This is a genomic window from Anaerotaenia torta (assembly GCF_050433395.1).
Classification (GTDB): Bacteria; Bacillota; Clostridia; order Lachnospirales; family Lachnospiraceae; genus Mobilitalea; species Mobilitalea torta.
Genome location: NZ_JBNPXH010000001.1, coordinates 891,746 through 901,223, shown reverse-complemented (window position 1 = coordinate 901,223; position 9,478 = coordinate 891,746). Strand labels below are relative to the sequence as shown.

At 45.6% G+C, this 9,478-nt stretch carries 9 protein-coding genes and 1 other annotated feature; all 9 genes read right to left on the bottom strand.

Going from position 1 to position 9,478, the window contains the following annotated elements:
* Positions 1–232 precede the first annotated feature (232 nt).
* The 9 genes from HNQ56_RS03850 to HNQ56_RS03810 all read right to left on the bottom strand — a co-directional run bounded on the left by HNQ56_RS03850 (position 233) and on the right by HNQ56_RS03810 (position 9,190).
* Positions 233–2,878: an alpha-L-arabinofuranosidase C-terminal domain-containing protein gene (locus tag HNQ56_RS03850; RefSeq protein ID WP_429142978.1), complete on the bottom strand. Its 2,646-nt coding sequence runs from the start codon at positions 2,876–2,878 to the stop codon at positions 233–235.
* 204 nt (positions 2,879–3,082) lie between these two features.
* Positions 3,083–3,448 (bottom strand): 50S ribosomal protein L7/L12, encoded by a 366-nt coding sequence (rplL, locus tag HNQ56_RS03845; protein WP_429142976.1) that lies wholly within the window; start codon positions 3,446–3,448, stop codon positions 3,083–3,085.
* A 105-nt stretch (positions 3,449–3,553) separates the two neighbouring features.
* The gene (rplJ, locus tag HNQ56_RS03840) at positions 3,554–4,039 is read right to left on the bottom strand and encodes a 50S ribosomal protein L10 (protein WP_429142975.1); all 486 of its coding nucleotides are present in this window, start codon (positions 4,037–4,039) and stop codon (positions 3,554–3,556) included.
* Positions 4,040–4,113: 74 nt separating this feature from the next.
* Positions 4,114–4,254, bottom strand: a sequence feature (ribosomal protein L10 leader region).
* 121 nt (positions 4,255–4,375) lie between these two features.
* Entirely contained in the window at positions 4,376–5,068 is a 693-nt protein-coding gene (gene rplA, locus HNQ56_RS03835; protein WP_429142974.1) for a 50S ribosomal protein L1, read from the bottom strand.
* Between the two features lie 174 nt (positions 5,069–5,242).
* Positions 5,243–5,668: a 50S ribosomal protein L11 gene (rplK, locus tag HNQ56_RS03830; protein WP_429142972.1), complete on the bottom strand. Its 426-nt coding sequence runs from the start codon at positions 5,666–5,668 to the stop codon at positions 5,243–5,245.
* A gap of 104 nt (positions 5,669–5,772) precedes the next feature.
* Positions 5,773–6,294 (bottom strand): transcription termination/antitermination protein NusG, encoded by a 522-nt coding sequence (gene nusG / locus HNQ56_RS03825; protein ID WP_429142971.1) that lies wholly within the window; start codon positions 6,292–6,294, stop codon positions 5,773–5,775.
* A gap of 10 nt (positions 6,295–6,304) precedes the next feature.
* On the bottom strand, positions 6,305–6,517 hold the full coding sequence (gene secE / locus HNQ56_RS03820; protein WP_429142969.1) for a preprotein translocase subunit SecE: 213 nt from the start codon (positions 6,515–6,517) through the stop codon (positions 6,305–6,307).
* A gap of 23 nt (positions 6,518–6,540) precedes the next feature.
* A complete protein-coding gene (gene rpmG / locus HNQ56_RS03815; RefSeq protein ID WP_429142967.1) occupies positions 6,541–6,690 on the bottom strand; it encodes a 50S ribosomal protein L33 in 150 nt (49 codons plus the stop codon).
* 271 nt (positions 6,691–6,961) lie between these two features.
* On the bottom strand, positions 6,962–9,190 hold the full coding sequence (locus tag HNQ56_RS03810) for a S8 family serine peptidase (RefSeq protein ID WP_429142965.1): 2,229 nt from the start codon (positions 9,188–9,190) through the stop codon (positions 6,962–6,964).
* Positions 9,191–9,478 lie beyond the last annotated feature (288 nt).

The following is a 9,478-nucleotide window of genomic DNA, read 5'->3' as shown; positions in this document are numbered from 1 at the left end:
TGCAAGCTGCATAAAGTCTGAACATTGACAACTGAATAACTGCCAGGTATTGAATTTTCAAGGTGCATAGCTAAAATTTATGTGCGAAGTTTGAGTTATTTAATTTATACGCATTAAAACCCACAACAAAATATACAACCGCTGCCACATAGGATAAAGCCGATAAATATATCATAGGGAGGAACTCCTTACTAGGACTTTTTAACTATTTTATCATATCTGCTGATATTTTTCAATATTCTGTCATATTGTGCTGAGGAACCCGAAGAATGGATACGGAACAAGCTGGCGCCTCATATATAAAATGTTCACTGACAGCAATTTCCTCAGTTACGGGAGTTACGGCTTTCTGTTTCAAAATGACATTCTCCAGATTTTTTCTTTCTCCTGTTAAGCTCTCAAGGCTGCCTTTCTCTCCTTTGATTTCACCCTCCTTAATATCAACGGTAACAAAAGCCGTATCATCGCCGGCATTGACTATTTTTATAATCAGATCCCCGGTTTCTCTGTCATAGCTTACCGTCTCATATAGGGAATGGGTTTGTTTTCGTTCTATTTCATGGACTAATTTACCGTTCAGATAGCATCTGATGATATCCGGCTTTACTTCTATCTTGATATCATACCATTCCTTCGCTGTAACGGAAATCTTCTTTCTATCACTGACCACATTCTTCGTTCCGCCCAGGGCCTGCTCCACACAAGTGTCCCTGTTTCCCCATCCCCCGATATTCCAATGATAGAAATTATCCCCGTCTTTTACGGCGAAGGGAATTAAAAACCCTTCCTCTCCCGATATCTTTTTTGCCTTCAGAGTATAGGTGTAGTTCGTCCAATCCCCCTCCCCGATATAGGAAGCGCTGCCCATAATTGCCCCGTTGGAAGGGTAGCCCGCATTGGTCTGTCCGTACACCTTATTTCCGTCCTCCTCAATTATTTTCCAATCCCCCTGGGAGGTTTTCTTCCACTCCTTCGCTTCCTCAAAGTCCGTTTCATACAGAACGGCCCCCGTCTCATTATCCACCACTTTCACATCATCAAAAACAGCTGAAGTCAGCCAGGTTCCCAGACCAACCTTTCCTGCGGCGCCCGCTTTCTCCGCATTCGATGCCTCCAAAAGAGATGTTACCGTATAATCCCCCACGTTACCCGCAAACATTTTCTGAACATAGTAATTAATAGATCCATAGACTGTATTATTATTAAAATAGATCAGATCCGGACTCCATTGCCTGGAAATAAGATTGCCGAACAATGGTGCGTAGGATGCCATTTTTACCACATCCGAATTCCTCTCCAGCCCTGTCATATAAGCAGCTTCCGCGATTGCCGCATATAGGGAATTGGATTTTGCGGCGTACTCTCCCACGAATACATCCACATGGTTTCTTTTATAATCATCATATCTATGGCTGCCCGCCAGAAACCATTCCGGAAAATTATAGTAATGCTCATCCATGATATCCGCGTATTTCAAGGCATCCTTTTTATGTATATCCATGGTGTTCCAGGCGTAATTATACAGCACTCCGTCGGAATGAGGGCCGGAGGATGTGATCAGCTTTATCTCGGGATACTCACCGCGTATGGCTTTGACGAATTTAGAATAACGGGTAAAATAGGCCTGATCCCAGTTTTCATTTCCTATGGCCAGATATTCCAGATGAAAAGGCTCCGGATGTCCCATTTGAGCTCTGATCCGTCCCCATTGTGTTGTGCTGTCTCCATTGGCAAACTCAATTAAATCCAAAGCATCCTGAATATAGCCCTGTAACTCATTCATCGATGCTGTTTCAGCAGTTCTGGCCTGGCAAGCCAGTCCTGCATTGATAACAGGAACCGGTTTTGCTCCCAAATCCTCGCACAGCAGAAAATATTCATAAAACCCCAATCCGTAGCTTTGATAATATGGATGCTCCCTTGTGCCGATCCAAAGATTCGTATTCTGCTTTCTGTAGGCCACATCTCCGACGGTATCCTTCCAATTGTAGGCTGTCTCCATCGAATCCCCTTCTACAATACATCCCCCCGGAAAACGGATAAAGCTGGGGTTGAGCGCTTCTATTATTTCAACCATGTCCGCTCTCAGCCCATTTTCCCTGTTTTTATAAGTATTTACAGGGAATAAGGAGACCATATCCACATCCACGCTGCCTTTCTCCAGCAATTCTAAGGAAAGCTTCCCTTTTATCGCCTTCCCTTCCGCTGTTATTTCTACGGCATGCTTCTTCCAGACGCCGGTAATGTCTCCGACGACTGCTGATCCAATGGCATTATTCTTATCATCCAGGAAAGTAATTCTAATATCCCCTTTATACTCCCTGCTTCTTAAGTATACACTGAACCGGTAAGGCTCCCCCTCCTTATAATGTACTCCTTCCAAAAAACCATTGTTAACAAATCCCGCCGGATTATCGGAAGGATTGGTAAGCACCAGATAGGATGGATTGTTCTCATGAATCGGATCGCTGTTTTCTATGGCAAGCACACTTTCTCCCAACTGCTTATAGCCATGCAATGCTCCCTGATTAGCCCGCTCTTCACCATATTCAAAGGAACGGTTCTTAATCAGCTCCGCATATAATCCTCCGTCACCTGCAAAGTTAATATCTTCAAAAAACAATCCATACAGGGTCTCGCTGATATCCACTCCTTTTTCCTTCGCATTGATTTGAAGCAAATATTCGCTTTTTACTGCCGTATTCGGAGGAGCTTCCCCGAGCTGACTCTCCTGCTCTATTTGATTATCCCCCTCCGCCTGCTCCATCCCGTCGAATGTCTTTTTACATACATTTCCGGTTATCCCCACGATTATTATTGCAATTATTACCGCTGCTGCGGCTAAGACCGTCAATACCAGTTTCTTCCCCTTATTCATGGCTCTCCCCCATTCTATGATTAAAGCGCCAAACGTGCTTTAATCATTCTATTTTATCCGCACAATTGCTGCCCCTCCAGGCTGCAACAAATTATAAAAAAAGGCCGCTGCAAAATAATAAGAATCATTCCAGGCCTGCAACTATTTCTCTAACGCATGGAATGTATTCTATTATTTTTACAACGGCCCCTTCCATCAGACAAATTACTTTAAGGTAACCTTTGCGCCTTCTGCTTCTAACTTAGCCTTAAGGTCATCAGCCTCTGCCTTGCTTACGCCTTCCTTAACTACCTTGGGAGCTCCGTCAACAAGATCCTTTGCTTCCTTTAAGCCTAAGCCGGTTACTTCACGAACAATCTTGATAACCTTAACCTTGTTTGCGCCGGCCTCGGTCAGCTCTACATTGAATTCCGTCTTCTCTTCCTCAGCTGCTGCTGCGGGACCAGCTGCTGCTACTACAACGCCAGCTGCTGCGGATACACCGAACTCCTCTTCACATGCTTTTACTAATTCATTTAACTCTAATACGGTAAGGCCCTTAATTGCCTCGATAAATTCCTGAGTTGTCATTATTATTTACCTCCATAATATTTTTTGATTAACTATGCTTACTTTCGATTATGCCTGCTTCTCAGCGATTTGCAAAGCAACTCGCTTCTCAGACTTCACTTTCGATTATGCCTGCTTCTCAGCGATTTGCTTGATGACCCTTGCAAAGTTTGCAATAGGTGACTGCAAGCTTCCAAGCAGCTTGGAAATAAGAACCTCTCTGGAAGGAATAGTTGCAATAATCTCAATTCCCTTCTCATCATAGTAGGTTCCGTCCACTACGCCAGCCTTGAATTCCAGCTTCGGCATGGTCTTGGAGCATTCCAGTAAAATTCTTGCAGGAGCGGTTGCGTCCTCTAAGCCAAAAGCTACGGCGGTAGGACCGTTCAGATCCTTTGCCAATGCTTCATATACGGTTCCCTTGAATGCAAAGTTCAGCATGGTGTTCTTGTACACTTTGTATACAACACCGGCTTCTCTTAACTTCTTACGAAGCTCCGTATCCTGAGCAACAGTTAAGCCGCGGTAGTCCACCAGTACGGCAGCCTGAGCTTTATCGACATAACCTTTGATTTCCTCTACAATCGGTTGTTTTAATTCAACCTTTGCCATTACATACACCTCCTTGTTTCATTATGCATACACTGTCAACAGCGTATGTGCTGCCAGCAGCCTATACGATTGACACAGACAATAAAAAACCTCTTCCCGCCAAAGCAGAAAGAGGTTCATAAAATCATAATGATTTCAATTCACTTTCCCTCGGTAGGCGGTCACACCTTATGCCTTGCGGCACCTACTGTCTTCGGCAGCTGTTATCGCTTGTCAATTCACAAAGAATAATTTCCAATGGAAATATTCTTTACATACAAACGGGATTATAGCATGAACCATTCCTGGTGTCAACCCCTAAAATCTTTGCTTGTACGTTTTGCTTCCTGCGTCTTCTTAGCTTAACTTTGCAGTGTTCAGCTTTACGCCAGGTCCCATGGTGGAAGCCAGGGTTACGCTCCTTAAATACTGTCCCTTTGCTGCGGAGGGCTTTGCCTTGACAACCGCACCAATTAAGGTCTGGAAGTTATCATTTAACATCTCCTCGGTAAAGGAAGCCTTACCAACGGGAACATGAATGATGTTGGTCTTGTCTAATCTATATTCGATCTTACCGGCCTTGATATCATTTACAGCCTTGGTAACATCCATGGTAACGGTGCCTGCCTTGGGGTTGGGCATTAATCCCTTCGGTCCGAGAACACGGCCCAAACGTCCTACGACACCCATCATATCAGGGGTAGCAACAACTACATCGAATTCGAACCAGTTTTCATTCTGGATCTTGGGTATTAAATCATCTGCACCGACATAATCAGCGCCTGCTGCCAATGCCTCGTTGGCCTTATCGCCCTTGGCAAATACCAGCACACGTACGGTCTTACCGGTTCCGTGGGGCAGTACCACCGCACCGCGGACCTGCTGGTCAGCGTGACGGCCGTCAACACCCAGTCTGATGTGCGCTTCCACAGTCTCATCAAACTTTGCAACTGCTGCCTTCTTCACCAGCTTAATGGCTTCTGCCACATCATACTGAACGGATCTGTCAATTAACTTTACAGAATCTTGATATTTCTTTCCTCTTTTCATTCTATAAACCTCCTAGTGGTTTTATCGGAGAAAACGAATCTCTCTGAGATCCATTGAGCAAATACGGTATACACCGCATTTGCCTGCAGACATGTTTTTCGTCTGCATATCCTCCCACGTTAATAGATTCTCAATCGCATCGTATCTTTCAACCATGCTGTTTTAGTCTTGTTCTTATTCTTCAATGGTAACGCCCATGCTTCTTGCAGTACCTGCAACCATGCTCATTGCCGCTTCTACGCTTGCCGCATTCAAATCGGGCATCTTAAGCTCTGCAATCTTTCTAAGATCTGCCTTGGAAAGCTTGGCTACCTTTGTCTTGTTAGGCGCTGCGGATCCGGACTTCAGATTAAGGGTCTTCTTAATCAATACGGCTGCCGGAGGAGTCTTTGTTACGAAGCTGAAGCTTCTGTCTGCATATACGGTAATTACAACCGGTGTAATGATACCGTCCTGATCTGCTGTTCTTGCGTTAAATTCCTTCGTGAACTGAACGATGTTCACACCATGCTGGCCCAATGCGGGTCCTACCGGGGGAGCCGGTGTTGCCTTGCCTGCTGGAATCTGTAATTTAATATAACCTGTTACTTTTTTTGCCATGATAGCATACCTCCTGATAATGTGGTGTTTGCGGGAATTCCCCTCCCACGTAACTAAGGAAACGTAAAAAAATTCGTTCCATAATTGTGAATTGATGCTTTGAACTATCTGCGAACCTTGATGTCGTCGAAACCGATCTCAACCGGGGTCTCCCGTCCGAACATGTCCACGCTGATTGTTACAATCTGCTTCGTAGTGTTGATTGCCCTGATCTGCCCGGTCGTGTTCTCCCATACTCCGGCGGTAACCGTAACCATATCGCCGATTTCAAAGTCAACAGAGACTCCATCGGATCTAATTCCCATGCTGCGCATCTCTGTCTCTGACAGCGGAACGGGCTGCTTCGAATCCGGACCTACAAAGCCTGTTACTCCTCTTGTGTTACGCACTACATACCATACGTCATCATTCATTACCATATGAAGAAGTACGTAGCCGGGAAACAGCTTCTTCTGCACTCGCTTCTTAACGCCGTTCTTTACCTCGATCACATCCTGCATCGGTACCGACACTTCTAAAATCTGATCCTGAAGCTTTCTGTTTTCAATTGTTTTCTCGATGTTCGCTTTCACTTTGTTCTCGTACCCAGAATAGGTGTGAACAACGTACCAATTAGCCTCTGACATATCCTCACCCTTATCCTAAAAAGATTCCAATACCGAGTTCAATAACATAATCCAGTACGTAAATAATTAATCCCAAGATAACGGTAACACTAATGACAGCTACTGACTGCTTTAAAAGGGACTCTTTATCCGGCCATACGATTTTCTTAAACTCGGACTTCATACCTTTAAACCAGCTTTTCTTTGGAGCTTTCTCGGTTGTAGTATTTGCCATCTCTCCCATGTCTTCTTTTCCTTTCAGATTAATTATTTTGTCTCTTTGTGCATTGTGTGGGTTCTGCAGAACTTACAATACTTCTTTGTTTCCATTCTGTCCGGGTGTAACTTCTTTTCCTTGGTTGTGTTGTAATTGCGTTGTTTGCAATCCGTACATGCCAATGTGATTTTTACGCGCACAATATCCACCTCCGATTTCTCTTGTTACGCATGATCGTGTATACTTTTTGCCTGACGGAGAACTTTTTTAGGCATAAAAAAAAAGCCCTCTTACCTCGCTTTTTTACTATAGCATATCTGACGATGGTACGTCAATATTTTTTTTCAGATCTGAATATTTTCCTTCAAGCATTCAGAATACCCCACTTCGTAAGAAATGTCAATGTTATATTCCACATTTCAGAATATAACATTGACATTGAATTGCTTCCTTTGGTGCCTGCAGGCATTCCTATCCGGAGGAATTAATCCTGACCGTGATCTTACATGATGTTCTGCTTCCGCTTGATGCCCTCGCCGTAATGACCGCCGTTCCCTCCTGAAGCGCCGTTATCTTCCCTCCGGAGGTGACCCTTGCCACCTTGTCATTGGAGGAGGCATAGCTGATCCGATCTGTTGAGGTGTCAGGCACCAGATCGGCGTGAAGGGCATATTGATCGCCGACCTTCATGGTCCATTCTTTCCGGGCCATTTTTATTTCTTCGGATTTTACGGTTTTCACCGTTATTGTCTCAACCGTCATATTCCCCCGGTTGTCGATTCCGAAGATGGTATAGACGCCATCCTTCACCACCTTGAAGGACGCCTTTCCGTTCTTCTCTTCCAGCTCTATTCCCATGTCTTCCGGAAGAAATTCTTCCGCTGTCCGAATACCGGGCAGATATTCCACCCTTCTTAAGCCGCTCTGGGAATCAGCAACCCGCAAGGTCACTGTTCTGGAGGAATAATTGTCTTTTACCGTATAGGCGGCATGGATCTTCGGGCCGGTTGTATCCGGCCGGACTTCATATATCCGGACCGTATCATTGCCGGCATAATCCGACGCATAGAAGGTGTACTTTCCCGCCTTGGATACCCGGAGCGTATTATTCTCTACCGCCAGGCCTCCCGTGCCTCTGGCAAAGTCTTCCGCCGTCTTCTCTCCTGCACTCCAGCGCAGCACTCTTACACCGGAGCCTCCTGCATCCGAAGCATTCACCGATACCAGCATCTCACTGTTGTCATACTCTGTATTCAGATCTATCACCGGCGCCTCAGTGTCCTCTATCAGGGAACCGGCGGCCAGCAGGGTCCGGTATGCGCTGGGTATTCCCGCATATCTGAGATATTCTCCAAGCTCCGGCAGGGGCTTGAGATTGTTCAATATAATTTCCTTGGCCTCGGCGGGATAGATCTGACCGCTGCAGGCATAGAGCATGGCAGCTACTGCGGATACCTGAGGGGCCGCCATGGAGGATCCGCTCATGGAGCTGTAATTCCCCACGATGGTGCTTAAGATATCCTCTCCCGGCGCCGCCAGATCCACCGTATCGGAACCGTAATTAGACAGACCCGTCAGCTCTCCCGAAGAATCAATGAAGGTAACGGAGATCAGATTATCCAGTTCCAGACTCGCCGGATAGACCGGTACTTTATTGTTATTCTCTCCTGTATTTCCGGCAGCGGCAATAAACAGCATATCAGATTCCTGCATTACCTGCTTCAGGGCCGCCGTGTAGGAAGAGGTTCCCCAGCTCAGATTGCAAATATCCGCTCCCATCCTGGTGGCATATTTTATTGCCTCTACCGCAGATGCCAGGCTGCCGGTGCCCTTCGGACCTCCGTTTATTTTCAAAGACATGATCTTTACATCAATTTTGGATGCCACTCCCGCTACTCCGATGCCGTTATCCAGGGTGGCCCCGATAATCCCCGCCACATGAGTTCCGTGATCATCATTATCCTCACGGGAGGCGATATTCATGTCTAATTTACTGGAATAACTGTAGTGGCAGACGGTATCGTCATCATTATAGAAATCCCAGCCGTAGACATCATCCACATATCCGTTGTTGTCGTTGTCGATCCCATCTCCCGGGATCTCCCCCGGATTGATCCACATGTGATTTACAAGGTCGGGATGATTATAGTCCACACCGGTATCAATTACCGCTACAACGACTTCCCTATGATCGGAAAGTTCATTATCCAACATCCCCCAGGCCTTTATTATATCCATGTCCACACCCTGAACCGCAGGCTTATTCATCCGTCCCAGCTCTGACAGATAGACATACTGGCCTGGATTTTCAATAGCCCATTGGGCGTCCGCATAGGTGTCACTGCTAAAACTCAGGGTGGATACCGGTACATTGCCCTGTGCCTGTGCCACCCGGTCCTCCCGATTCAGGCTCCGCAGTATATTATAATAAGAAGAACTGTCTTTCACATGAAAAAGCACATAATCATCAATATGCCTGAGAACCTCCAGCTGCCCGTCATATCGGGCCGCGTATTTCTCCAGCTCTTCCTGCCCGATTTCCTGCTTGAAAATGGCAACGATCTCCCCGTCTGACTCCCGATAGTCCCTAAGCTCCTTCCGGCTCAGGAAGCCCGCAAAAAGCACGGTGATGAAAGCTGCTGACAGCAGTAATGTGAAAACAATATTCTGTTTATGTCGTTTTTGCTCTCTTTTCATCATATCTGTTCCCGCCTTTTTCGCACTCCGCGCTGCCAAATACAACCTTTTCTTACTTTTTATCCTATGCGTTGTTATTGGCATTTCTGTGGCAGAATTATAACAAATTTGTTATAATTATTATATTAGTATTGCTTAACGGTAACCTTGCCCCTGCACTCTATTCGTTTTCATAATTTGTCATATCTTGGTAGTGCAATTTTTACTATAATATGCTATGATTAAATCGTCAAAAGCACCGAAGGTGCTTTCCAGATACAAGATATTGCTATGCAAGCTCGCTTGCAATAG

Coding starts and splice junctions, on each gene's coding strand:
- HNQ56_RS03850 (WP_429142978.1), bottom strand. CDS start 2,878: ATGAATAAGGGGAAGAAACTGGTATTGACGGTCTTAGCCGCAGCAGCG.
- rplL (WP_429142976.1), bottom strand. CDS start 3,448: ATGACAACTCAGGAATTTATCGAGGCAATTAAGGGCCTTACCGTATTA.
- rplJ (WP_429142975.1), bottom strand. CDS start 4,039: ATGGCAAAGGTTGAATTAAAACAACCGATTGTAGAGGAAATCAAAGGT.
- rplA (WP_429142974.1), bottom strand. CDS start 5,068: ATGAAAAGAGGAAAGAAATATCAAGATTCTGTAAAGTTAATTGACAGA.
- rplK (WP_429142972.1), bottom strand. CDS start 5,668: ATGGCAAAAAAAGTAACAGGTTATATTAAATTACAGATTCCAGCAGGC.
- nusG (WP_429142971.1), bottom strand. CDS start 6,294: ATGTCAGAGGCTAATTGGTACGTTGTTCACACCTATTCTGGGTACGAG.
- secE (WP_429142969.1), bottom strand. CDS start 6,517: ATGGGAGAGATGGCAAATACTACAACCGAGAAAGCTCCAAAGAAAAGC.
- HNQ56_RS03810 (WP_429142965.1), bottom strand. CDS start 9,190: ATGATGAAAAGAGAGCAAAAACGACATAAACAGAATATTGTTTTCACA.